The 21,709-nt window shown below is 72.6% G+C and carries 24 protein-coding genes and 1 pseudogene; 9 read left to right on the plus strand and 16 right to left on the minus strand.

All coding sequences use genetic code 11. The features are described 5' to 3' along the window. Nucleotides 1-132 precede the first annotated feature (132 nt). Nucleotides 133-1,053, minus strand: coding sequence for an NADP-dependent oxidoreductase (locus ABT015_RS31895; protein WP_350885409.1), 921 nt, complete (start codon nucleotides 1,051-1,053; stop codon nucleotides 133-135). 83 nt (nucleotides 1,054-1,136) lie between these two features. Between ABT015_RS31895 and ABT015_RS31900 the strand changes: the two genes are divergently transcribed. Further along, complete coding sequence (locus ABT015_RS31900; protein ID WP_350885355.1) at nucleotides 1,137-1,709, plus strand: TetR/AcrR family transcriptional regulator; 573 nt, start codon at nucleotides 1,137-1,139, stop codon at nucleotides 1,707-1,709. Nucleotides 1,710-2,556: 847 nt separating this feature from the next. Here the strand turns inward: ABT015_RS31900 and ABT015_RS31905 are convergent. The 3 genes from ABT015_RS31905 to ABT015_RS31915 all read right to left on the minus strand — a co-directional run bounded on the left by ABT015_RS31905 (nucleotide 2,557) and on the right by ABT015_RS31915 (nucleotide 4,817). Beyond that, entirely contained in the window at nucleotides 2,557-2,943 is a 387-nt protein-coding gene (locus ABT015_RS31905) for a hypothetical protein (protein ID WP_350885357.1), read from the minus strand. A gap of 90 nt (nucleotides 2,944-3,033) precedes the next feature. Continuing rightward, entirely contained in the window at nucleotides 3,034-4,410 is a 1,377-nt protein-coding gene (locus ABT015_RS31910) for a DUF4331 domain-containing protein (protein WP_350885359.1), read from the minus strand. 89 nt (nucleotides 4,411-4,499) lie between these two features. Further along, entirely contained in the window at nucleotides 4,500-4,817 is a 318-nt protein-coding gene (locus ABT015_RS31915) for a hypothetical protein (protein WP_350885361.1), read from the minus strand. Nucleotides 4,818-5,243: 426 nt separating this feature from the next. On the opposite strand from ABT015_RS31915, the gene tatA reads away from it, so the two are divergent. The 3 genes from tatA (at nucleotide 5,244) to ABT015_RS31930 (ending at nucleotide 6,863) form a co-directional block, all read left to right on the plus strand. Then, entirely contained in the window at nucleotides 5,244-5,513 is a 270-nt protein-coding gene (gene tatA / locus ABT015_RS31920) for a Sec-independent protein translocase subunit TatA (protein ID WP_350885363.1), read from the plus strand. A gap of 29 nt (nucleotides 5,514-5,542) precedes the next feature. After that, nucleotides 5,543-6,421 (plus strand): twin-arginine translocase subunit TatC, encoded by an 879-nt coding sequence (tatC, locus tag ABT015_RS31925; protein ID WP_350885365.1) that lies wholly within the window; start codon nucleotides 5,543-5,545, stop codon nucleotides 6,419-6,421. Between the two features lie 67 nt (nucleotides 6,422-6,488). Continuing rightward, the gene (locus tag ABT015_RS31930) at nucleotides 6,489-6,863 is read left to right on the plus strand and encodes a twin-arginine translocase TatA/TatE family subunit (protein WP_350885367.1); all 375 of its coding nucleotides are present in this window, start codon (nucleotides 6,489-6,491) and stop codon (nucleotides 6,861-6,863) included. 219 nt (nucleotides 6,864-7,082) lie between these two features. Here ABT015_RS31930 and ABT015_RS31935 read toward each other — a convergent pair whose 3' ends face one another. From ABT015_RS31935 to ABT015_RS31990, 12 genes are all read right to left on the minus strand, one after another. Next, the gene (locus tag ABT015_RS31935; protein WP_350885369.1) at nucleotides 7,083-7,637 is read right to left on the minus strand and encodes a sigma-70 family RNA polymerase sigma factor; all 555 of its coding nucleotides are present in this window, start codon (nucleotides 7,635-7,637) and stop codon (nucleotides 7,083-7,085) included. Nucleotides 7,638-7,830: 193 nt separating this feature from the next. Beyond that, the gene (locus ABT015_RS31940; RefSeq protein WP_350885371.1) at nucleotides 7,831-8,271 is read right to left on the minus strand and encodes a hypothetical protein; all 441 of its coding nucleotides are present in this window, start codon (nucleotides 8,269-8,271) and stop codon (nucleotides 7,831-7,833) included. A gap of 37 nt (nucleotides 8,272-8,308) precedes the next feature. Continuing rightward, a complete protein-coding gene (locus tag ABT015_RS31945) occupies nucleotides 8,309-8,680 on the minus strand; it encodes a cupredoxin domain-containing protein (RefSeq protein WP_350885373.1) in 372 nt (123 codons plus the stop codon). A gap of 95 nt (nucleotides 8,681-8,775) precedes the next feature. Continuing rightward, nucleotides 8,776-9,600 carry a ferritin-like domain-containing protein gene (locus ABT015_RS31950; protein ID WP_350885375.1) on the minus strand — a complete coding sequence of 275 codons (825 nt, stop codon included), beginning with the start codon at nucleotides 9,598-9,600 and terminating at the stop codon, nucleotides 8,776-8,778. Beyond that, nucleotides 9,597-10,403 carry a ferritin-like domain-containing protein gene (locus tag ABT015_RS31955; protein ID WP_350885377.1) on the minus strand — a complete coding sequence of 269 codons (807 nt, stop codon included), beginning with the start codon at nucleotides 10,401-10,403 and terminating at the stop codon, nucleotides 9,597-9,599. Before ABT015_RS31955 ends, ABT015_RS31950 begins: the two co-directional genes overlap by 4 nt. A gap of 539 nt (nucleotides 10,404-10,942) precedes the next feature. Beyond that, nucleotides 10,943-11,656: an alpha/beta fold hydrolase gene (locus tag ABT015_RS31960; protein WP_350885379.1), complete on the minus strand. Its 714-nt coding sequence runs from the start codon at nucleotides 11,654-11,656 to the stop codon at nucleotides 10,943-10,945. After that, nucleotides 11,653-12,447, minus strand: a complete 795-nt coding sequence (locus ABT015_RS31965; protein WP_350885381.1) for a DUF1295 domain-containing protein — start codon at nucleotides 12,445-12,447, stop codon at nucleotides 11,653-11,655. The genes ABT015_RS31960 and ABT015_RS31965 overlap by 4 nt, the downstream gene beginning before the upstream one ends. Continuing rightward, nucleotides 12,444-13,724, minus strand: a complete 1,281-nt coding sequence (locus tag ABT015_RS31970; protein WP_350885383.1) for a class I SAM-dependent methyltransferase — start codon at nucleotides 13,722-13,724, stop codon at nucleotides 12,444-12,446. The genes ABT015_RS31965 and ABT015_RS31970 overlap by 4 nt, the downstream gene beginning before the upstream one ends. Then, nucleotides 13,721-15,010, minus strand: coding sequence for a class I SAM-dependent methyltransferase (locus ABT015_RS31975; RefSeq protein WP_350885385.1), 1,290 nt, complete (start codon nucleotides 15,008-15,010; stop codon nucleotides 13,721-13,723). The genes ABT015_RS31970 and ABT015_RS31975 overlap by 4 nt, the downstream gene beginning before the upstream one ends. Continuing rightward, a complete protein-coding gene (locus ABT015_RS31980) occupies nucleotides 15,007-15,786 on the minus strand; it encodes a DUF1365 domain-containing protein (RefSeq protein WP_350885387.1) in 780 nt (259 codons plus the stop codon). The genes ABT015_RS31975 and ABT015_RS31980 overlap by 4 nt, the downstream gene beginning before the upstream one ends. After that, nucleotides 15,783-17,117 carry an NAD(P)/FAD-dependent oxidoreductase gene (locus ABT015_RS31985; RefSeq protein WP_350885389.1) on the minus strand — a complete coding sequence of 445 codons (1,335 nt, stop codon included), beginning with the start codon at nucleotides 17,115-17,117 and terminating at the stop codon, nucleotides 15,783-15,785. The genes ABT015_RS31980 and ABT015_RS31985 overlap by 4 nt, the downstream gene beginning before the upstream one ends. A gap of 181 nt (nucleotides 17,118-17,298) precedes the next feature. Then, nucleotides 17,299-17,538, minus strand: a complete 240-nt coding sequence (locus ABT015_RS31990) for a hypothetical protein (RefSeq protein WP_350885391.1) — start codon at nucleotides 17,536-17,538, stop codon at nucleotides 17,299-17,301. Between the two features lie 453 nt (nucleotides 17,539-17,991). On the opposite strand from ABT015_RS31990, the gene ABT015_RS31995 reads away from it, so the two are divergent. From ABT015_RS31995 to ABT015_RS32015, 5 genes and pseudogenes are all read left to right on the plus strand, one after another. Then, the gene (locus ABT015_RS31995) at nucleotides 17,992-18,576 is read left to right on the plus strand and encodes a sigma-70 family RNA polymerase sigma factor (protein ID WP_350885393.1); all 585 of its coding nucleotides are present in this window, start codon (nucleotides 17,992-17,994) and stop codon (nucleotides 18,574-18,576) included. Then, the gene (locus tag ABT015_RS32000; RefSeq protein WP_350885395.1) at nucleotides 18,573-19,316 is read left to right on the plus strand and encodes an anti-sigma factor; all 744 of its coding nucleotides are present in this window, start codon (nucleotides 18,573-18,575) and stop codon (nucleotides 19,314-19,316) included. The genes ABT015_RS31995 and ABT015_RS32000 overlap by 4 nt, the downstream gene beginning before the upstream one ends. A gap of 285 nt (nucleotides 19,317-19,601) precedes the next feature. Next, nucleotides 19,602-20,201, plus strand: a pseudogene (locus ABT015_RS32005) (zinc-binding dehydrogenase); the annotation flags it as partial. 50 nt (nucleotides 20,202-20,251) lie between these two features. Continuing rightward, nucleotides 20,252-20,671 (plus strand): (R)-mandelonitrile lyase, encoded by a 420-nt coding sequence (locus ABT015_RS32010; protein WP_350885397.1) that lies wholly within the window; start codon nucleotides 20,252-20,254, stop codon nucleotides 20,669-20,671. Nucleotides 20,672-20,764: 93 nt separating this feature from the next. Further along, nucleotides 20,765-21,607 carry an SDR family oxidoreductase gene (locus tag ABT015_RS32015; protein ID WP_350885399.1) on the plus strand — a complete coding sequence of 281 codons (843 nt, stop codon included), beginning with the start codon at nucleotides 20,765-20,767 and terminating at the stop codon, nucleotides 21,605-21,607. The last annotated feature ends 102 nt before the right edge of the window (nucleotides 21,608-21,709 follow it).

The raw sequence follows: 21,709 nt of genomic DNA on the forward strand, positions 1-21,709 counted from the left end.
TCCCAGGTCGCAGTCAACGATCACGGCGTCGACGCGCCACCGCCCAGCACACACGACCTCGTGAGTTTGCGGGCTGAATTGCGGATTCAGCTTGACTGTCAATCCTGGTCGCCGAGTCCGCCTCGTGCCGATTCACAGAGCGATCACGATTTTGCCGTGAACGTGCCTGTCGGCCTGCAGCGTCACGGCTTCGCGAATCCGCTCGACCGGGAAGGTCGCCGCGATCGGCACCGTGATCTCACCGGCATGGATCGCATCGGCGATCCGCTCCAGGGCGCCCGGATCCGCATCGAGGGCGCCCATCTTGCGCACACCGGGCGGCGGGGCGGGGCCGTCGGCCACGACGGAGATCCGCTCGGGTGCCGCGCCGAGCTCGAGCGCCGCCTCGGCCGCCTCCCTTCCGAACAGGTCGGTCGCGGCGGTGATCCCCTCGGGCGCCACGGCGCGCACCCGGTCCGTCAGGCCGGGGCCGTACGCCACGGGCTCGGCGCCGAGCCCGCGCAGGAATCCGAACGTGCCCTCGGAGGCGGTGCCCAGCACCCGGGCACCCGCGAGCTTCGCCAACTGCACGGCGAAGACGCCCACACCGCCCGCCGCCCCACCGATCAGGACGGTGTCCCCGGGGCGGGGCCCGATCGCCGCGAGTGCGGCGGCGGCCGTCAGAGCAGCCACCGGAAGCGTGGCCGCCACCTCGTCGCCGATGCCCTCCGGGGTGTGCCACAGCGTTCCCGCAGCCGTCTTGACCAGCACGAAATCCGCGACGGACCGGCCGATCGCCGCCCCGTACACCCGGTCGCCGGCCGCGAATCCCGTGGCGTCGGCGCCCACCTCGTCCACCACTCCGGCGAAGTCGCTGCCGAACCCGGCCGGCAAGGTGATGCCGAACCGCGCCGCCATGTCGGGCTGGGCGCTGATCTGCCAGTCCATCGGATTCAGCCCGGCGGCCGTGACCCGGACGCGAACCTCGTCCGGGGCGGCGTGCGGCTCGGGTATCTCCTGCAGTTCGAGTACTTCGGGACCGCCGAAACGCCGGTAACGCACAGCTTTGCTCATCGGTGACCTCTCCTGGCCAGTGATGGGACTTGGTCTCATGGACCCTACATCAGTGATGGGATGAAGTCCCGTACACTGCTCCCATGGCTCGCTGGCAACCCGACGCACCAGGACGACTCGCCGCCGCCGCTCTCGACCTCTTCGAGGAGCGCGGCTACGAGAACACGACCGTGATCGAGATCGCGGAGCGCGCGGGGCTCACCAAGAGCACGTTCTTCCGGCACTTCCCGGACAAGCGTGAGGTGCTCTTCGACGGGGGCGCGGTGGCCGGTCTGCTCGTCGAAGGGATCGCCTCGGCACCGCCGGCGGCCGGGCCCCTCGACGCGGTGGCCCACGCCCTCGATGCGCTCGGCCGGACGTTCTTCACGCTCGACCGCCGCGAGTACAGCGCCCGGCGCCAGGCCGTGCTGGACGCCCATTCGGAGCTGCGTGAACGCGAAGCCCTGAAAAGGATCGACCTCACAGCCTCGATGATCGAGGCCCTGAACCGCCGCGGAGTCCCGAGCCTGACCGCGCGCGTGGCCGCGCAACTGGGCGCGCTCGTCTGGGAGATCGCCTACGACCAGTGGATCGACACCGGCAACGGCGAGGGCTTCGGCCCGCTGGCACGGCAAGCGCTCGCCGAAGTACGTGCGGCCGGAGCCGTGCGCGACTGAACTCGGCCGAGTGGGGCCGGAGCCGTTCGGCCGACAGTCGCTGGGCCACCGGGAGACAGGTGCCCTCGACGGTGTTTCCGGGTTCGACTCACGCCAGACCTGCTCGGTCGGCACCTGGGCCGACGACCCGGAGCCGACCGGAGCTCGCGTCGGGGACACCGATGCCGCCGGCCGGGAGGAGGCGCGGTGAGCGAGGAGTGGAGCAACCCGGCGTACGTCCCGGCCCAGGACATGCTGCTGGAACTGGAGAAGCGCCTCGACGCCCTGCGGCACGTCGGCCACGCCGCGGCGGCATCGACCCGCGGGCGACCACCGCTCTGCACTCCGTCCGGCTCGTCGCCGCGATCCTGCAGCCCGTCGTTCCCGGCACCAAGGCGCCGCCGTTCCCCGACGACACCGCCCGGCTGCTGCACACGACGCCGCCCTCGACCTCGGCGAGTTCGCCCCTCCGGCCCCGTCCTGCGGGTCATCCCCGGCGGCCGGGAGAGCGGACACGGGTCGGCCGGGCAATGACCGGTCGTCGCCTCCGCCGTGCTCTCGGAACCACTCGGCGGCGTCTTGGACCTTGTGGACCCGGCGGCCGGTGAGTTCGTGGAACAGGTCCATGACGCCGGCGTCGAGGGCGATCAGGATCGCGGTGCCGCGCAGGGCGGAGGTGACGTTCAGCAGGTCCTCGTCGCTGTAGTCCTGCATCTGCCAGCCGAGATCGCCCATCCGCTCCAGCGGCAGCCGCAGGCCGCCCGCGGCGGCCACAGCCTGGCGGGCGAGGGCGGCAAGCTCGGCGTTCCGGTCCTCGGCCACACCTCCAGCGTGCGACCCTTCCAGTCGGGCCGCCCCGGAACCAAGATCATCCCTTGGCGCCAACCGCTGTACCGCTGCTACTCGGCACCGAGGACCAGCGGTGCTCGGTGACTTCGCCGCCGCGGATGGTGCAGGTGGTGTCCGGGCTGTCGGGGGTGCGCCAGATCGTGTAGTCGCCCTCGGGGAGAGGGGAGATGACGGCGCAGTGGGTGGTGTGTGCGGTGAGGTGGCGAGGCCGGACGGCGGCGTGGGTGCGGGGGGTGTCGACGCCGATGGGGCTGACTTCGATCTCCAGGCCGTCGTCGGCCGGGCCGGTGTAGATGACCAGGGCGCCGAGGGTGCCGCCGATCTCCAGGACGACGCTGCCTTCGCGGGAGGGGGCGGGCAGTGGCGCGTGGGTGTGCGGGTGGGGATGGGCGTGCGGGTGGGTCATGGGCTCGTCTTCGCTCGTCGGTCCGGGGGATTGGCGTCGTTCTCCTGCTGGGGCGCGGGTGCAGGCACCCGCGCCCCAGCACGTGGCCGGTCAGTTGGACGGGTTGTGGTAGCCGTCGTAGGGGACGCCGAGGTAGGGGAAGGTGTCGAGGTAGGGGTTCTTGACGTCGGCGGGAGTCAGACCGTCGGTGATGGCGCTGGTAGCGGCGTCGGGGGTGAAGGACGGGTCGACCAGCGGGAGGGTGAGACCGGCGACGGCGCGCAGTTCGACGGTGACGACGTCGTCGAAGACGCGGCGCCCGTTGGGGAAGCCGGCCGGATCGCCGGCGACGAGGCCGAGGATATTGGGGTTGGCGGCTGGGGGGACGGCGACGTTGAGGCGCAGCATGTCGGCCTGGGTGTCGCCGGTGTAGTTCTGGAAGCCGGGGACGACGCCGCTCGGGATGCCGGTGAGGAGGATGGCGAGCAGGTCGGCGCGGGGCTTGGTGTAGGCGGCGAGGTTGGGGAAGACGCCCGGGTAGAGCGCGGGGAGGAGCTTGGCCAGCTCGGGCATGGCGACGTACTGGGCGAAGTTCTTGTCGTCGGCCGGGGGCTGGGAGTTCCACAGGTCCTTCTTCCCCATGGGGACGATGACCTCGTTGAACAGGGGGTTGCCCAGGCGGGAGACCTGGACGAAGGGCCCGGATTCGGTGTCGTGGCCGGTGGTGTTGATGATGCGGGCCTGGCGGCGGGAGGCGGTGGTCCAGACGCCGATGGTGGCGTGCGGGTCCGTGACGTTTCCGGGCTTGCGTCCGCTCCAGGTCAGGTCGGTGATCGGGACCTGGAGGGCGATGCTGTGGACGTTGAGGGCCTTGGTCGTGTTCACACCGGGGACGCCCTGGCTGAAGGCGGGCATGACGTGCAGCTGCTGGAAGGGGCGCAGGGTGCCGAGGTCGAAGATCGACCCGAGGTCGACGTAGAAGCCCTCGGCACGCTGCCCGGCGAACACCTTCCTGCCGCCGTCCAGTTGGTGCACCGCCATGTTCGCCAGCGAGGTGTAGTCGGGGGTGGAGAGCGGGCCGATGTTGCACGGCGGGCAGGCCAGGCGCTCGCCGAGGACGCGGCGGCGCTCGCCGGCCTCGACGCGGGTGACGGTGTAGGTCTGGCGGCGGTTCCAGTTCGGGTCGTCCAGGGAGGTGATCGGGCCCGTGTTGTAGAGGAAGGAGTCGGGGTTGCGGACCTCGACCTGGAAGCGGAACTCGTAGGTGACGTCGGCGCGGCCGTCGTTGTCGTTGTCGATGTGGACGGCGTAGAGGACGTCGTCGCCGAACTCGTAGAAGTTGGGTCCGCCGGCCGGGCCCTGGAGGGGGATGTAGTTGGCGATGAGGGTGACGGTGTCGCAGTCGTCGGGGCTGACGAAGGCGTAGACGTCGGTGCTGTCGGCGACCGGGTCCTTGGAGATCTCGGGGGCTTCGCGGTGGGAGGACACTTCAACCTCACAGGGGTGTGCGGGCAGGGATGGGTGACCGGCCGGCTCCCGGTGGAGCTGCCGGAAGCCGGCCGGTGTTCGGGGGAGGGTCAGGCCAGGGCGCGGGCCAAGGCCGCGGCCAGGACCGGGTCCTGGACGCGCCGGTGGCGTTCTCCGCTGTACAGGTCGAGGTGGCCGGAGCGGATGTCGCGCACGTGCACGATCATCGGCTCGTCGTGGGCGGGCACCGATGTGTGGTGCGCGTCGGCTACCGGGGCGGTCTCGGCCGCGGCGGCCGAGCCGGTGCCCGCGCCGGTGGCCATGGTCGCGGCCAGGCCGGCGGCGCCGACGGCCGCGGCCTGGCGCATCAGGCGGCGGCGGGACAGGCCGTCGGGCGGGGTGTCGGCTGCGGGAATGTCCGGGGACATGGGTTCTCCTTCACAACGGTGTGGAGTGAATGGGCGGGCCGCCCGCTCGGCCTGATTGCCGCCCGCAACGGTGGACGATCCCGCCGCCGCCAGATGCGCGCCGGCGGGAAGGCGATCGAAGGTGACGGCCATGGCCCCAGGCGCCGGGCGGTCACCGGAAGTGAAGTGTGGGCGCACGGCCCAGGTCAAGGCGGCTCGCAACCGCCCGCGAGCGTTCTTCACCCGGCCGGACCAGCTGCGCCGCAGCTCAACGCCCCGGCGCTCACCCGAGCGGGTGAAAGGAGAAGTTGAGCCGTGCGGAGACCCATCTTCCGTCCGGCGGGGCACGAAGACGATGCGATAGGACGCTCCCGCCTCTCTCCCAGGAACCGGCGGGCATCGTCGCGGCGGCCATCGGCCATCCACGGAGATCTGAGGTACTGGGGAATGTTCCAGACGCGCGGCTTGGAGATCGTCATCATCGGCCTGGTGGTCCTCGTACTGTTCGGGGCCAAGCGGCTCCCGGACTCGGCACGGGCACTGGGCAAGTCGCTGCGCATCCTCAAGGCCGAGACGAACGCGCTGAAGAAGGACAGCGCTCACTCGGACGAGGGCACCTCCGGCTCCGGCCCGCGGGTGGAGGCGGCCGCGTTGGAGGGCGGCGGCATCGAGCCGGTCCCCGCACCCGTCGGCGAGCCGTCGCGCTCCGCGCGCTGAGCCCGCTCCGTGGACGCGGAAGGGCCACCGTGAAATCCCGAGACCGGCAGGCGGACAATCCGAACAGTGCCGTGATGCCGCTGCGCGGCCATCTCCGGGAGCTGCGCTCCCGGTTGACGAAGGTGGCGCTGTCCCTGCTGGTGGGTTCGGCGGTGGGCTGGGCCCTCCACGAGCGGGTCGTGGACGCCCTGACGGGCCCGGCCTGCCGGATCACCCGCGTGCACGGCGTCGGCGCCGCCACCGCCGCCTGCCCGAACGGGCTGCTCGTCCTGCAGGGCGCGCTGAGCCCGCTCAGCTTCTCCTTCAAGGTCGCCCTCGTGGTCGGTGTGCTGCTGGCCAGCCCGGTCTGGTCCTACCAGGTGTGGGCATTCATCGCACCGGGCCTGTACCGCAGGGAGCGCCGCTACGGCCTGGGCTTCGCAGCCGCGGCCGTCCCCCTGTTCACCGCCGGCGCGGCCCTGGCCTACAGCGTCTTCCCGAAGACGATCGAGCTGCTGGCCTCCTTCACGCCGGCCTCCTTCGGCCTGGTGCTGCCCGGGGAGGAGTTCCTCGACTTCTTCCTGCGGATGGTCGTCGTCTTCGGCCTGTCCTTCCAGTTTCCGCTGCTGCTGGTCGTCCTTAACCTGGTCGGCATCGTCAGCGCCGCCCGGCTGCGGGGATGGTGGCGGATCATCATCTTCCTGATCTTCGTGTTCGCCGCCGTCGTCGTGCCCACCGGTGACCCGCTGACGATGCTGGTCCTGGCCGTCCCGATCTGCCTGCTCTTCCTCGCAGCCCTCGGCATCTGCTCGCTGCACGACCACCGCAAGGCCCGTCGGCCCGGTGCGCTCCTGCCCGACGACCAGGCATCGCCGACGCCGACCGCACAGGCCGTTGAGACGAGCGAACTCACCGACGCCGTCCGGTGACCCCGCACCGTGGGGTGCCGCACCGGTCAACCCGCCGAGTCCACTTTCCACATCAAGGGGCTTTCACGTGCTCGACCTCAGCCTGGTCAAGATCGCTGTCCTGATGGCTCTGGCCGTCATGATCTTCGGGCCGGAAAAGGTGCCCGCCCTGATCGCCGACGCGATGCGGCTGCTGCGCAACCTCCAGACGTTTGCCCGCAACGGCACCGAGGAGCTGAAGCAGAACCTGGGCCCGGAGTTCGCCGACCTGCGCCCCCAGGACCTGCACCCCAAAGCTCTGGTGGCCCGCGCCCTCACCACCGCGGCTCCGGAACTGTCCGACCTCACCGACGACATCCGAGAGACGGTACAGCCGCTCGGGGACCAGCTGCGCCAGGAACTCCAGGCCGGCCTGCGCCTCGCACAGACGCCCGCCCCCGACCAGGCCGCTTCGAAGAACTGAACACCGCATCACCGAAACTGGGCGGCACCTCCCCCGGGCGGCACCTCCCCCGGGCGGCACCTCCCCCGGGCGGCGCCGCCCACGGTTGGCGTGCCCCGTCCTGCGCGGCTCGCACGAGCCTGCCCAACACGGCGGATCGGGACAGCCCAGTTCGTGATCCCCTTCCCCGGGCGGCTTTGGCGGGCCACTCACTCATCTACGGGGTAGAGCGGTGGACCTTCAGGTTCCGTCCTCCATGCAGGTGCGCAGTCGCAGCAGTGCGTCCCGTACGCGGGATTTCGCGGTGCCCAACGGGAGGTTCAGCCGGTCGGTGAACTCCTGGCAGGACAGGCCCTGGAAATAGACCATGTCGACGGCCTGGCGCTGGAGGTCGGTGAGGGCCAGCAGACAGTCGCGGATCTGCTCGTGCCGCAGCCGGTGCTCGACCTGTTCGCTGACGTCGTCGAAGTCCGGGACGTGGTCGAGCAGGCGGGCCCGCAGGTCGCGCTCGGCCGCGGCGCGCGCCGTGCGCACGCGGTCCACGGCGCGACGGTGTGCCACGGTCGCGATCCAAGCCATGGCGGTGCCCCTGGCCGGCTCGAAGCGGTGAGCCTTGTCCCAGATCTCCAACAGTACTTCCTGTACGACCTCCTGGGTCTGGGCGCGGTCGCGCACCACCCGCAGGACGATCAGGAACAGGGCGGCGCTGACGGCGTCGTGGAGCAGGTTGAAGGCGCTCTCGTCTCCGTGCCCGACACGGGTGACCAGATCCTCGACGGCGGCTTCGGCACGCACGGGCTCCGGGGGCTTCGAGAAGGTCACTGATGGCTACCACTCACCGCAACGGGCTGCGTCGCGGACACGAGGAACAAGCCGTCGCCTCCCGGCGGGCGCGGCGCGGTATCGGTGGCGGAGGAACGCGGAATGTGCGGGCAGTACCGGGGCAAGCACGGGGCTGCCCGCCGGGGACTTCTGGCCGGACCGGTGATCAGCCCGCGCGGGTGGCACGGCCGGCCGGGCGGGCTGCAAGGACGGACAGGGCCAGAATCGCGACGCCCTGCGCGACGGCCGCGGTGATCTTGTCGGTGGACCAGATGGGCTCGTACATGTCGGGGAGGGGGCCGAAGGCGCCGATGTCCGCGTAGCGGTAGACGAGGAGTGCGGCCAGGCCCGCCGCGGCGACGCCCAGGGCGAAGAGGTCGCCGGGTCGCCTGCGCCAGGCCAGCACCAGGAGTGCGGCCAGGGCCGCGGCGGCGGCCTGCGCGCGGAACAGGTCGCCTTCGCTGATCGTCGCGGAGACGGCATCGTACTGGCCCGCGAGGCGTGCGTGAACGGCCGCGTCGAGGGCGAGCCCAGCGGTCGCAGCCAGGCGAAGGACACCCCGGAACAGGCTCTGCGCGGAGGTGCGGCTCGGGTGAGTGGAGGGCATGTGGGCCTCGGTACGCGACGGGATGCTCGGCTGCCGCTCAGCTGACGGTGAGGGTGGCGTGCATGTACTGGTGGATGGTGCAGATGTACGGGTAGCCGCCGGCTTTCTCCGGGGCGGTGAAGGTGGCTGATGCCCCGCCGTTCACGGTCTTGGTGTCGAAGGACTTGTCGCTCGCGGTGACGGTGTGGGCGGTGGAGTCCTCGTTCACCACGGTGATGCTCTGCCCCGGGTGGACCGTGAGGTGGGCCGGCTGGAACTGGAAGTCCTTGATGGTGATCCGGGCTTCGGAGGGGGCCGGGCCGGAGGGGGCGGCCGAGGTGCGGGAGCCGGCAGGGCCGGAAGAACAGGCGCCGAGGGCAAGGGTCAGCAGGGCCGCGCCCAGGGCGGCGCGGAGGCGAACAGCGGTCACGGGTGTGGTCCGTTCGGGGAAGGAGGTGCGTGCCCAGGGGGGCGGGGGTGTCGACGTCTCGCGCCTGGGCACGCACCGGTCTTCGGTCTCCTCACTCAGACGGTGAGCAGGGTGGGGCTGGCGGCCTTGTCGACGGGGAGGAAGTCGTCGGGGACGGGGTACTGGCCCAGCACGTAGTTGAGGATCGCGGCGTGCATGGCCTCGACGGGGGCGATGCTGGCGGCGGTGGCGATGCCCGCCGGGCTGGTGACGTTGTAGGTCGCGAAGAGGTACGTCTGGGCGGCCTGGTCCTCCAGCATCAGGGCGAGCTTGGCGACGGTGCCGACATCGGTGGCGGCACCGAGGGCCTTGAGGGTGGCGGGCTGGTTGGACAGCGGCACGTTCGTGATCGCGGGCAGGCCGGCGCCGGTGAGGACGGCGTTCCAGGCCTTGGCGTGGTCGGCGTGCTGGGCCATGGCGGTGGTGACGAAGGTGGCGACCGCCGGAGGGACGGTGCCGAGCTTGCCGGCCTTCGCGGCGTCCAGGGTGGCCTGGTAGGCGCCGACGGCCTGGTTCTCCAGCGCCACGGCCAGGGCGACCACCTTCAGGTCACCCGTGTACATGCCGGACGCCGACGGGGAGCCCGGCGTGCCGGAGGCGGGGCTGGTCGGCGCGGCGTCCTTGACGTTCCTGCCGCTGGAACACGCGGCCAGCACCAGGGCCGCAGTCACGCCGCCGGCGCCGAGGAGGAAGCGGCGCCGTCCCGCGTCCAGCCCGCCGTCGCCCTCTTCGGTGCGGCGGGTGCGGATCTCTTCGGTCAGGTCGGCTGCGGACGCCCGCATCAACGGCAGAGTGGCGCGGTGCGCGTCGTCCATGTCCCGGGTGAGGAGGCCGAGTTCGGCCTCGCTGAGGGCAGGCTCCCAGGTGCGGTCGGTGGTCACTTCACGGCCCCTTCGGTGATCGGGGAGGCATTGTCGGTCTTGTAGAAGGCGTCGGGGAAGCCGACGCTGCCGGCGGCGGCGGGGAGTTTGGCCGGGTCGACCGGAATGGCGATCAGGTCGGGAGCGTTGCCTGCCAGCAGTGCCTGCACGGCCAGCAGGGTGGCGCGGTGCTGCGCCTCGACGGGGGCGACGGAGGCGAACAGCTTGCGCAGGTCGGCGTCGGAGACCTGGGAGACGTTCCTGGTGTAGGTCTGGGCGGCGACGTCCTCCAGGGTGATGGCGAGCTTCACCACGTCGGCCGGGGTCTTGATGGTGGGCAGCGCCTGGTCGACGACGGCCTTGTACTTCGGGTCCGGGCCGTTCTGGGCCTGGCCGCCGGCCTGGGTGGCGGCGGCGTTGAACGCCTGGGCGTGGGCCTGGTGCTGCCCGGTGGTCTTGGCGATGAACGCGGCCACCGTCTTGTTGCCGTCCTTGATGAACGGCAGCCCGGCGGCGGTCTGGTAGACGGACACGGCCAGGTTCTCGATCGACGCGGCGGTCTGCAGCGCCATGATGTCGTCGGCCATGGACCCGGACGGCGAGGGACTGTCGGCGAACGCCCGGGAGCCGCCGAGGAGGGCGGCCATCCCGGCGGCGCCGGCGATCAGACCGCCGCGCTGCCACCAACGGCGCTGGACGGGGGCGACCGCCTGCCCGAAGTCGATCAGCGCGCCGCGCGTGATCCGCAACGCGTCGCTGTTCAGGTCCTCGGACTGCTCGGTGAGTTCTTCGAGCAGCCGGGTGTCGATGTGCTCAGTGGCCATCATGCTCCCGTCTCAGGCCGGAGCCCGCCGGTTCGCGGGCTCGTACGCCATGCCTTCGGCGCTGCCCGGCCGTCGGCTTGCCCTGTGGACCGGAAAGTCCGGCGATTCACCCACCAGGGTGACGGCGGGTCACCGCGCCCGACCGCCGACCACGCCCGTCGGCGCAGGGCAGGCGCGCGGGGCCGCAGGCCGAAGGCCACTGCCACGTGCGGATGTTCACCCACGCGTGATCCGTCCGGGAAAACCGGATCGGCCGCTGTTCGTAGAACACGGGCACGGCTGCCTGCCGGGCCGGTGCGAGGAGTCGTGGTGAGCGGCGGGGCCCCGGCCTGAGTTCCCGGGCCCCGCCGGCACGCGCCTCCCGCCGGCTGGTCCGGGAACCCGGCCGAGGGCGCACCCGTATTTCGGGCCAGGGGTCGTGACGGACGGCGCCTGCAGGGGATGTTCACCCGGACAGTCCAACCCCGAGCTCGCCCCTCACAATCTCGTCAGGCCGGTTGCCGGGGAGACGGGGCTGTGCGGGGCGCCGGGGGACGGCTCTATCTCCCGTGGCGACCGGTGACGGGCGCCTGGTGCGTGCTCAGGGACAGGACCGCGGCGATGTGATCGGCGGCGAGCCGGTGCCAGTGCCGGGCGCCGCGGAGCATGGCGTGGCCGCCGGTGGCCATGGCGACGACCTGAATGTCGGCTCCGGCTGCGGCCGCCCGGTGTGCGTACGCCCGCGTTTGCGCGGCCGAGGTGACACGGTCCGCCTCGTCGTGCAGGAAGACAGCGGCTTTTCCGCGCAGGTGGGCGACCGGGTCTCCGGGAGGGCACCACGGGGCCAGCGCGATCACCCCACGTACCGTGTCGTGTCCGGCGGCGGCCAGAGCCGCGCGCCCGCCCATCGAGTGCCCGATCAGGATCACCGGCACCCCCGGCGCGAGGTCGGCGAGTGCGTCGAGGGCCTGGCCTGCGTCGCGAACGGGATCGGCGCGGTGCCCGTTCCAGCCGCGGAAACGGTAGCGGACCTGCGCGAGCAGGATGTCGCCGCCCCAGCAGCGGTGTGTGATCTGCTTGCCGAAGAAGCGCATGCGCAGCTCGGGCAGGCTCAGCCGCGGCACCGGCTTGAGGCCGTCCGCTCGTCCTCCGTGCAGCATCAGCACCGCGGCGACGGGCCGCTCGGGCAGGTACCGGACCTGCAGCCGGTCCGTCCCGCAACGGGTGATCGGTACCGCTGTCGGGCGACGGGGCGCCGCTCGGGAGGGGCTCACCGGCGTGGCGGGCGCGGGAGGAAGCCGCTGGTGCTCGCGACGTAGGCGTCCCAGCCCGGCTTGCTGGAGCCGAGCCCACGTTCCAGCAGGGGCTTGCCGCTGCCGAACGCCAGCAGGTAGGTCATCAGGACCGGGCTGAGGACGAACGCCCAGCCGACCGGATCTCCAGCGGCGAGCAGGAACAGGCCCCACCAGACGCAGGCGTCGCCGAAGTAGTTGGGGTGCCGTGTCCAGGCCCACAAGCCGCGGTCCATGACCTTGCCGCGGTTGACCGCGTCCGCCTTGAAACGCGCCAACTGCCAGTCACCCACCGTCTCGAAGAACATCCCCACCCCCCACAGGGCCAGCGCAGCCAGCGCGAGCGGACCCAGCGGCGCGGCGAGGTACTGGGCCGCCTGGACGGGCAGGGAGACGAACCAGACGATCACCGCTTGCAGCAGGTAGACCGTGCGCAGGGCGTAGGCGCTGCGCCGCCCCGGCGGGGCCTTGGCGAGCATCCGCTCGTAGCGCGGGTCCTCGCCGTGGCCCCGCGAGCGCGACCAGATGTGGCCGGACAGCCGCAGCCCCCACACCGTGACCAGCACGGCGACCAGCAGGCGGCGCCCCGGATCGCCGTGCCCGGCAGACAGTGCCCAGGTGGTCCAGACGACGGCAGTGAAGGCCAGCCCCCAGGCGACGTCCACGCCCCGGTGGCGGCCGGTGCGCACCCCGATCGTGAAGGCGGCCAGCAGCACCACGAGGGCGGCCCCGGCCGCGGCGGCGAGGTTGATCGCGAAAGCGGCGGTGTTCACGACGGCCTGCCCTGGTACCAGTCGGAGGGGGTGGCGGGAGCCCCGCTCGCGCCCGCGGCCGTGGGGCGCACGGCGAGGATCTGGTCCACGCCCATCCGGTGCTCGGCGAAGGCCAGTGAGCTGCCGGCCAGGTACAGCTGCCACAGCCGCACGGTCGCCTCGCCGGCCAGCGCGGTGAACTCGTGGCGGCGCTCGTCGAGGCGTTCGTGCCAGGCGTCGATGGTGCGGGCGTAGTGCTCGCGCAGCGCCTCGACGCCGCGCACCTCCAGGCCCGCGCGCTCGAGCACGGCGACGGTCTCGCCGACCGGGCGCATGTGCATGTCGGGGGCGATGTACGTCTCGATGAACGCGCCGCCGCCGGGTGCCACCGTGGAGCGGGACATCTGCTGGACCAGCAGGCGGCCCTGGGGGTGCAGCAGGCCGTGCAGGCGTCGGGCGAAGGCGGGGTACTCCCGGTCGCCGACGTGCTCGCCCATCTCGATGCAACTGATTGCGTCGTAGGGGCCGTCGGTGATCTCGCGGTAGTCGCGCAGCAGCACGCTCACCCGGTCTGCGAGGCCCGCGGCCTCCACGGCGGCGGTGGCGAAGGCGTGCTGGCGCTGGGAGAGGGTGACGGCGGTGACCTGGGCACCGAAGTGGCGGGCGGCGTGGATGGCGAGTGCGCCCCAGCCGCAGCCCACGTCCAGCAGGCGGGTGCCCGGGTGGAGGGCGAGCTTGCGGCAGACCAGGTCGAACTTGGCTTCCTGCGCGGCCTTGAGGCTGTCGCTGCCGGGTGTCCAGTAGGCGCAGGAGTAGGCCATGGCGGGGCCGAGCAGCAGGGCGTAGAACTCGTTCGACAGGTCGTAGTGATGGCTGATCACCGCTTTGTCGCGGGAGCGGCTGTGCCGTGTGCCGCGTACCCGGGCGCGGCCGCCGGGCGGTGCGGGGCGGGGGCCCAGGGCGCCGAGGCGGGCGGCGGCGCCGAGGAGTCTGGGCCAGTCCTGCGGCCCCGGGCGGATCGGACCGTGTCCGAGCAGGGCGCCGCGCACCCGGGCCAGGGCCGGGGCCAGGTCGCCTTCGACGTCGAGGTCGCCGCTGATCCAGGCGTCGGCCAGGCCGAGTTCGCCGGGCTGCCAGAGCAGTCGGCGCAGCGCGCGCCGGTTGCGCAGCACCACGGTCGGCACCGCGCCGTCGGCGGCGGGACCGGCGGTCGATCCGTCCCACGCCTTGATCCGCAGCGGGAGCGGGCGGCCGAGCATGCCCGTCAGGAGCCGGGCGAGGAGGGTGGCGGGGGTCATCGGGCGGGCTCCGGGCGGGTGAGGAGGATCTGCTGGACGTCGAGGTAGCCGGTACGGAACCCGGCCTCGGAGTAGGCGAGGTAGAGCTCCCACATGCGCCGGAAGACCTGGTCGAAGCCGAGGGCGCCGACCTCGTCGGCGCGTTCGGTGAAGCGTTCGCGCCACAGCCGCAGCGTTTCGGCATAGTGCGGGCCGTAGGAGTCGTACGCGGCGATCCGCAGGTCTGTGTGCTGGTCGGTGGCCTGGCGGATCGCGTCGAGGGAGGGGATCTGCCCGCCGGGGAAGATGTACTTGAGGATCCAGGTGTAGGTGTCGCTGCTGGCGAGCATCCGCTGGTGCGGCATGGTGATCGCCTGGAGCGCGACCCGGCCGCCGGGCGCGAGCACGCGGTCGATGGTGGCGAAGTAGACCGGCCAGAAGGGCCGGCCGACGGCCTCGATCATCTCCACGCTCACCACCGCGTCGAACTCGCCGTGCGCGGCGCGGTAGTCGCACAGCCGCACCTCGGCCCGGTCGGTGAGGCCGGCGGCGGCGACCCTGCGGCGGGCGAGGGCCAGTTGTTCCTCGGAGAGGGTGAGGCTGACCACCCGGGCGCCGCGGGAGGCCGCGCGGATCGCGAGTTCGCCCCAGCCGGTGCCGATCTCCAGCACCCTGCTGCCCGCACCGACCCCTGCCAGGTCCAGGAGGCGGTCGATCTTGCGGTGCTGGGCTGCGGCCAGGCCGTCCCACGACGCGGCCGGAAGCCCGCCCGGTCCGGTCGGGAATACAGCCGACGAGTAGGAGAGGGTGGCGTCGAGGAAGAGTGCGAACAGCTCGTTGGAGAGGTCGTAGTGCCGGTGGATGTTCGTGCGCGCGTTGTCGGGCGTGCTCAGTTCGGCGGCGGGCGGGTGTTCGACGTACAGGTGGCGCAGCCACCGCGCCCCGGTGGGCACCAGCGTCTCGGGGGCGGTGGCCAGTTCGGTGAGCAGCGCGACCAGGTCGGGGGAGTCCCAGTCGCCGGCCTGGTAGGACTCGCCGAAGCCGATCAGCCCGCTCTTCCCGATCCGGTGGAAGAACGAGCCGGGACGGTGCAGGCGCAGCACCGGAGCGCCGGCGGGTGCGGGGACCAGCAGGCGGGTGCCGGGCAGTTCGACGCGCAGGCCGCGGCGTCGTGCGATGCGGCCGAGCAGCCGCCGCGCCACCGCGGCGCGGGCCGGGACGTGCGGGATCCGGGCCACGTCGGGCCACTGCCGGGCGTCGACCCGCGCAGGTGACGAGGGCGCGATGGACTGGGCGGGCAGGGTCATGGGGCGGAAACCTTCGTCTGGGCGGCGGGGGCGGGGCGGGGGTGGACGGGCAGGCCGCGCAGCCAGAGCCAGCTGCCTTGGAGGCGGATGTGGGCGCTGACCGCCCACGTGGAGAAGGGGTGACGGACGGCGGCCCGCAGCAGGCGCGCGGCCGTGGCGGGGCGGCGGGTGCCGTGCAGGGCGGCGGTGAAGGGGCGCCGGCCCTCGCGTTCCAGTTGCACGGTCAGGGCCAGGCGCTCGCCCGGCTGCGGCAGGACCATCCGGTAGCGGCCGCCGGCGGGGAAGAACGGCGAGACGTAGAACTCCTTCGCCGTCTCGGCCCGGCCGCGCTCGTCGGGGCGCAGCAGGTAGCGGTGCCGGCCGCCGTAGGTGTTGTGGACCTCGGCGACCGTGCAGACCGGGCGGCCCGTGCGGTCGTGGCACCAGTACACGGTCAGCGGGTTGAAGGCGTGCCCGAGCGAGCGGGCGTGGGCGAGCATCAGCACCCGCCCGCCGGCCAGGTCCACGCCCTCGTCGAGGAGGTAGCGGTCGATGTCGCGGCGCAGCGACGCACCCCGCTCACCGGAGGGGAACGAGGCCAGCCATCGCAGCGGTCGCGGGATGGCGGGCAGGCGGTCGAGGTCGACCAGCCACAGGTAGGTGCGGTGCGTGAAGGCGTTGCGCACCGGAGCGGTGCGCACGTGGGCGATCCGGCACTCGTACAGCGCCGCGCCCCACGGCCCCGGCAGGGCAGCCGCCGGGCTCTCGGCCGCGGGGTCGGGTGGGTGCGCGGTCATGGTGCGCTCACCCCGAGCAGGGCGTGGGCCGCGGTCAGGCCCGAGCGACAGCCGTCCTCGTGGAACCCCCAGCCGTGGTAGGCGCCGGCGAACGCGGTCTGCCCGGTGGCCAGTTCGGGAAGCCGCGCCTGGGCGGCGACACTGCGGCGGGTGTAGACCGGGTGCTCGTACACGGTGCGGGAGACGACGTGCTCGGCCGCCACGGGGTGGTCCGGGTCCTCGTTCAGGGTCACCAGGTAGTCCTCGGCCGCATCGAGGCCGAGGAGGCGGTTGAGGTGGTAGCTGACCCGCACGCCCTGCGCGTCGTCGGTGCATTGCGCCATCCGGTAGTTCCACGACGCCCGGGCCCGAGGAGCGGTGGGCAGGTGGGAGGCGTCGCGGTGCAGCACGGTGGGGTTGCGCGAGTAGCGGAACGCCCCCAGTACCTCCCGCTCCGTCCGGGTGGGGTCGGCCAGTAGGGCGAGCGCCTGGTCGGCGTGGGTCGCGACCACCACCGCGTCGACTTCGGTGGTGCGGCCGTCCTGAGTGGTCACCGTCACTCCGTCGGCGTGACGGTGCACCGCCCGCACCGCAGCAGCGCGGTGGACCACGGCCAGCTGCTCGGCGATCTTCGCCACGTAGGTCTGCGAGCCGCCCACCACGGTTCGCCAGCGGGGCGATCCGGTGATCGAGAGCAGGCCGTGGTTGGCCAGGAACGCGAACAGGTAGCGCGCCGGGTAGTCACCGGCCGCCTCCGGTGCGCACGACCAGACCGCGGCGACCAGCGGGGTCATGAAGTGGCTCGTGAAGTAGCGGGAGAAGCCTCCCGCCGCCAGGAACTCGGCCAGCGTCGGCTCACCCGCGCCCGGGGCGGCCAGCAGAGCACGGGCACGGCGGTGGAAGCGTGGCACCTCGCTCAGCATTCGCAGGTACCTGCCGCGGGTGAGCGAGCCCGGCCGGGCGATCAGCCCGCCGGGCCCGCGGGCGCCCGCGTACTCCAGTCCGCAGCCGTCGCAGTGCACCGACATGCTCATGTCGCTCTCGCGGGTGGCGACCCCCAGTTCCCGGAACAGCGAGACCAGGTGCGGGTAGGTCCGCTCGTTGTGCACCAGGAACCCGGTGTCCAGGGCCAGCGTCCGGCCGTCCGCGCCGACGGCCTGCTGGGTGTGGGCGTGCCCGCCGAGCCGCTCGTCGGCTTCGAACAGCACCACCGCACGTCCCGCACGGTGCAACCGGAACGCGGCCGTCAGCCCCGCTACCCCGGCGCCGACCACGGCGACCGTGCCGCCGCCGGTGCCACCGGAATGCCGCGCAGGCGCGTCCGTGCGCCACGTGTCCACTGCGAACGTCATTGCGCCCTCCACATCGCGGGCGGCCTTCGAGGGCCCGCCACCTTGTGCTCACTGCTTCTTCGGAGCGCACAGGGGAGGGGATTGCTCCAGACGGAGCAGCAGTACCGAAGGCGCCGGTGCCGGGTTCCTGCCCGGACGAGGCCGGTGTCCTGGCAGCACGGCCACCAGCGGGTACGTGACGCTACTGGAGTGCCAGTGCGCGACCGATGGCGGGCGGTGGCCTTCTGTGGCCCGGCCGGTGTCGGCGTGTGCTGCATCTCGGCGGCCGGCCGGCCGGCACGGGTTCGTCCGCGACGGCCTCCAGTACGGCAAGGAGCACGTCCAAGGTGGCGCCGTCGCCTTCGGTGACGGCGAGGGCGATGCGCTCCGCCAGGTCGTCGCCGAAACCGTCGGGGGATCGTGCGAGGCGTGTGGCTGTCATGACCGTGTCTCCTCCGCTCGTGCGGGAAACGGCCGAACGTGGTCGCGGGTGGACGGAACGGTCCCACCGTGCAGCGCGGCGGCGGGACCGCTCCGTGGGTGACCGTCGCCGCCGGTGCGATGGTCACCGACAGGGAGGAGCTTCGCGGCCCGCCCGTTGCGGTACACGGGCGCACCGGCCTTCCTGTGAGGGATTCGGCTTCCGGTTCCCGCCGGATTGGTTCACGTTCGTCGGCCTTCGGCCCTGCTGCCGTCCGCGGCCTGACGGCGGCGGCGAAACTGTCGGCGGCCTCTGGCCAATCCGGTGGGCCTCCGGTCCCGAAGACCACACGCCAGCAATTCTGTTCACTTGGCCGGTACCTTCTTCCTCCGGCCGCGTCCTGGGGAGGCCCGTGATGCCCGCCGTCCGCCCGTGGGGCTCGCCGCCCGCCCACCGCCCCCGAGGAGCGGCCGGATGAGTACCGTCGTCCACCTGTCCGGCCCCGGAAGGCCGGGCCCGGACCTCAAAGAACTCCTCACCCAGGTCGCCCGCGGCGACCAGGACGCCTTCTCCCGGCTCTACGACACCGTCGCGGCCCCGGTGCTCGGCCTGGTGCGCCGGGTGCTACGGGACCCCGCGCAGTCCGAGGAGGTCGCCCAGGAGGTGTTGCTGGAGGTCTGGCACACCGCTGCCCGCTACCGGGCCGACCGCGGCGAGGTGATGCCCTGGGTGCTCACCATCGCCCACCGTCGTGCGGTGGACCGGGTTCGCTCCGCGCAGGCCGCCGCCGACCGCGACCGGCGCGCGGCGACGGCCTCCCACACCCCGGTGTTCGACGAAGTGGCCGAGCAGGTCGAGGGCCGGCTCGAACGCGAACAGGTCCGGCGCTGCATGAAGACACTCACCGAACTCCAGCGCGAGTCGTTGACGCTGGCGTACTACCACGGCTACACCTACCCCCAGGTCGCCGAGGTCCTCGGCGCCCCGCTGGGCACCATCAAGACCCGCATGCGCGACGGACTGATCCGCCTGCGCGACTGCCTGGGGGTAGGAGCATGAGCACCGCCGACCTGCACACCCTGACCGGCGCCTACGCCGCCCACGCCCTCGACCCCGCCGAGAGCGCCGACTTCGAACGCCACCTGGCCCACTGCTCGGCCTGCGCACAGGAGGTCGCCGAGTTCGCCGCCACCCTCGCCCGGCTCGGCGCCGCCCAGGCCGTTCTGCCCCCGCCGGCCCTGAAGACCCGCGTGATGGCCGCGCTGCCGACGCTGCGCCAGGAGGCCCCGCACACCGCTCCGACCCCGGGGCGCCCGCGCGGCCGCCTCGCCAGAGGCTGGCCGAAGCTCGCCCTCGCGGCCTGCCTCGCACTCGCCGTGGGCACCGGGGCTGTGGCCGTGCAGCAGCACCAGGAGGCCGGGCAGGCCCGGGCCCGCGCCACCGCTCTCCAGCAGCAGCAGGACCGCTTCGCCGCACTGCTCACCGCGCCCGACGCCCGCACCTCCACCGGTACCGCTGCTGCAGGAGTCGGTGTGGGCACGGTGGTGTGGTCGAACAGCCGCGGCCAGGCCGGGTTCCTGGCCTCCGGTATGCCTGCCCCAGCCGGGGGCAGCACGTACGAGCTGTGGTTCAACGACGCGGGGACTATGCGGCCGGCGGGTCTGTTGCCCACGGGCGACGGTGTACTCCTGCTGACCGGGCCGCTGGACGGGGCGCGCGGCATCGGCGTCACCGTCGAACCGGCGGGCGGTTCCGCCCACCCCACCACGGCGCCGGTCATGCTCCTGTCCTTCACCTGAGCCGCGCGGGCCCGGCCGGCTCCCCGGCCGGCCGGGCCACTGCGGGCGGCCCGCGAGCCGCGGCTTCGGGCGCACGGTCGTGGTAATCCGCCGCGACGTCACCCCCGAGCTTCTCGCGGCCTGTGCCGGGGCGACGGTCTCGTGCCCTGCCGGGCCGCCGGCCGACTACTGGAAGGTTTTCTGTTACTGGTGCGGGTCGGGTACACGGTGCTGCCGTACTGCGCGCCGACGAGACATTCAAGACGACGTACCGTCCGGAAGATCACCATCCGTAGCCGGTGGGTCCTGCTGACTTTGTCCGACGTGTTCCCCACCGGCCACCACTGCGCGGTGACCGCCGGCGTGAACGAGCGCACCACGGTCACCGTGATCGGCGACGGCGCGGTCGGCCTGTCCGCCGTGCTCGCTGCCAGGCGGCTGGGCGCGGAGCGGATCATCCTGATGGGCCGCCATCGGGCCCGCACCGACCTCGGCCGGGAGTTCGGCGCCACCGACGTGGTCGCCGAACGCGGCGCGGAGGGCGTCGAGCGGGTGCGGGAGCTGACCGGCGGCGACGGCACCCACACGGTGCTGGAGTGCGTCGGCCTGGAAACGGCCCTGGACACCGCGTTCGGCGTCGTCCGAGCGGGCGGCACCGTCTCGCGCGTCGGCGCACCCCAGTACCCCACGGTGAAGATGGACTTCCCGCTGTTCCTGAAGAACATCACCCTCACCGGCGGCGTCGCCCCCGCCCGCGCCTACATCGACGAACTGCTGCCCGACGTCCTGGAGGGCAGGGTCCAGCCCAGCCGCGTCTTCGACCGCACCGTCACCCTCGACGAGGTCCCGGCCGGCTACCGGGCGATGGCCGACCGCGAGGCCCTCAAGGTCCTCATCCGCCCGTAACGCATCGACACGCATCGACACACGGAGACGCCCGAGGAGAGGTGGCGGTCATGACCGAGGTACTCAAGCGGCAGCCGACCAGTAAGGCACCGGCCCAATGGTTCACCGGCGACGTGTGGTGGGACGTCGTCCACGCGGGGCAGGAGCCCTCGCGGATCCGCGCCAACCTGGTGCGGTTCGCGCCGTGCGCCCGCACCGACTGGCACAGCCACGCGATGGGACAGACCCTGCACATCGTCTCCGGTATCGCCCTGGTCCAGGCACGCGGCGGCCCGATCATCGACGCCCGCCCCGGCCAGACGGTCCACACCCCACCGGGCGAGGAGCACTGGCACGGCGCGGCCCCCGACAGCTTCATGGAACACCTGGCGCTGTGGGAGAGCCCCGGCCCGGACGGCGGCCCGGAGACCGTGTGGGGGGACAAGGTCACCGACGCCGAATACCGCATGCCCCGCTCCCCGTCCGCGTAGGCCGAACGGCTCAGCCGCCAGCCCCAACCCGCCCGACCCGAACCAGACCGACCCGAACCAGATCCGAACACGAGCGTGAGGAACACGACCGGCATGAGCGCGCAGCGCAAGGACATCGTCGTCGTCATCGGCCCCGGCAGCATCGGCCGGGCCATCGCCCGCCGCGTCGGCTCCGGCCGCACCCTGCTGCTGGCCGGCCACGACGAGCAGCAGACCAAGGAGATCGCCGAGCAGCTGACCGGCGACGGCTTCGAGACGGCCGTCCAGGCCACCGACATCTCCGACCGCGACGCGGTCGACAAGCTCGCGGCCACCGCAGCCCGGATGGGCGCCGTCACCCACGTCATCCACGCGGCGGGCGTCTCACCCACCCAGGCCGGCGTCGAACGGATCCTGCACGTCGACCTGCTCGGCACCGCCTACATCCTCGACGCCTTCGGCCAGGTCCTCGCTCCCGGCGGGGCCGGCATCGTCGTCGCCAGCATGGCCGGGCACCGCGAGAGCCCCTACGACCGCGACATCGAGCAGGCCCTGGCGACCACCCCGACCGACCAGTTGCTGACGCTGCCGTTCCTCGCGCCCGAGCGGATCGGCACCACCGTCCACGCCTACGCCCTGTCCAAGCGCGCCAACTCCCTGCGCGTCCAGAGTGCCGCCGCGGCCTGGGGCAAGCGGGGAGGCCGGGCCAACACCATCAGCCCCGGCGTGATCATCACCCCGCTGGCCCTGGACGAACTCTCCGGACCGCGCGGCCAGTGGTTCGCCCACGTCCGCGAGGTCTGCGCCGCCAAGCGGTTCGCCACCCCCGACGAGGTCGGCGACGTCGCGGCCTTCCTCCTGGGCCCGCAGGCCGGCTTCATCACCGGAGCCGACCTGCTGATGGACGGCGGCGTGACCGCCGCTCTGCGCACCGGGGAACTGACCATGTCCTCCTGACGAGGAACCACAGCCGATCAGCACCCGCGGGCCCCGGGCCGGCGGAGGAACCCACCCCCGGGCCCACGGAACGCGTGAAGGAGTGAGACAGCAATGCAGTGG

The sequence above is a fragment of the Kitasatospora sp. NPDC094016 genome (assembly GCF_040304045.1).
Classification (GTDB): domain Bacteria; phylum Actinomycetota; class Actinomycetes; order Streptomycetales; family Streptomycetaceae; genus Kitasatospora.

Excerpts from the sequence above, each read along its gene's own strand:
- ABT015_RS31895 (WP_350885409.1), bottom strand. The coding sequence starts at position 1,053 with ATGAGCAAAGCTGTGCGTTACCGGCGTTTCGGCGGTCCCGAAGTACTC.
- ABT015_RS31900 (WP_350885355.1), top strand. The coding sequence starts at position 1,137 with ATGGCTCGCTGGCAACCCGACGCACCAGGACGACTCGCCGCCGCCGCT.
- ABT015_RS31905 (WP_350885357.1), bottom strand. The coding sequence starts at position 2,943 with ATGACCCACCCGCACGCCCATCCCCACCCGCACACCCACGCGCCACTG.
- ABT015_RS31915 (WP_350885361.1), bottom strand. The coding sequence starts at position 4,817 with ATGTCCCCGGACATTCCCGCAGCCGACACCCCGCCCGACGGCCTGTCC.
- tatA (WP_350885363.1), top strand. The coding sequence starts at position 5,244 with ATGTTCCAGACGCGCGGCTTGGAGATCGTCATCATCGGCCTGGTGGTC.
- ABT015_RS31940 (WP_350885371.1), bottom strand. The coding sequence starts at position 8,271 with ATGCCCTCCACTCACCCGAGCCGCACCTCCGCGCAGAGCCTGTTCCGG.
- ABT015_RS31955 (WP_350885377.1), bottom strand. The coding sequence starts at position 10,403 with ATGGCCACTGAGCACATCGACACCCGGCTGCTCGAAGAACTCACCGAG.
- ABT015_RS31970 (WP_350885383.1), bottom strand. The coding sequence starts at position 13,724 with ATGACCCCCGCCACCCTCCTCGCCCGGCTCCTGACGGGCATGCTCGGC.
- ABT015_RS31975 (WP_350885385.1), bottom strand. The coding sequence starts at position 15,010 with ATGACCCTGCCCGCCCAGTCCATCGCGCCCTCGTCACCTGCGCGGGTC.
- ABT015_RS31980 (WP_350885387.1), bottom strand. The coding sequence starts at position 15,786 with ATGACCGCGCACCCACCCGACCCCGCGGCCGAGAGCCCGGCGGCTGCC.
- ABT015_RS31985 (WP_350885389.1), bottom strand. The coding sequence starts at position 17,117 with ATGACGTTCGCAGTGGACACGTGGCGCACGGACGCGCCTGCGCGGCAT.
- ABT015_RS31990 (WP_350885391.1), bottom strand. The coding sequence starts at position 17,538 with ATGACAGCCACACGCCTCGCACGATCCCCCGACGGTTTCGGCGACGAC.
- ABT015_RS31995 (WP_350885393.1), top strand. The coding sequence starts at position 17,992 with ATGAGTACCGTCGTCCACCTGTCCGGCCCCGGAAGGCCGGGCCCGGAC.
- ABT015_RS32000 (WP_350885395.1), top strand. The coding sequence starts at position 18,573 with ATGAGCACCGCCGACCTGCACACCCTGACCGGCGCCTACGCCGCCCAC.
- ABT015_RS32010 (WP_350885397.1), top strand. The coding sequence starts at position 20,252 with ATGACCGAGGTACTCAAGCGGCAGCCGACCAGTAAGGCACCGGCCCAA.
- ABT015_RS32015 (WP_350885399.1), top strand. The coding sequence starts at position 20,765 with ATGAGCGCGCAGCGCAAGGACATCGTCGTCGTCATCGGCCCCGGCAGC.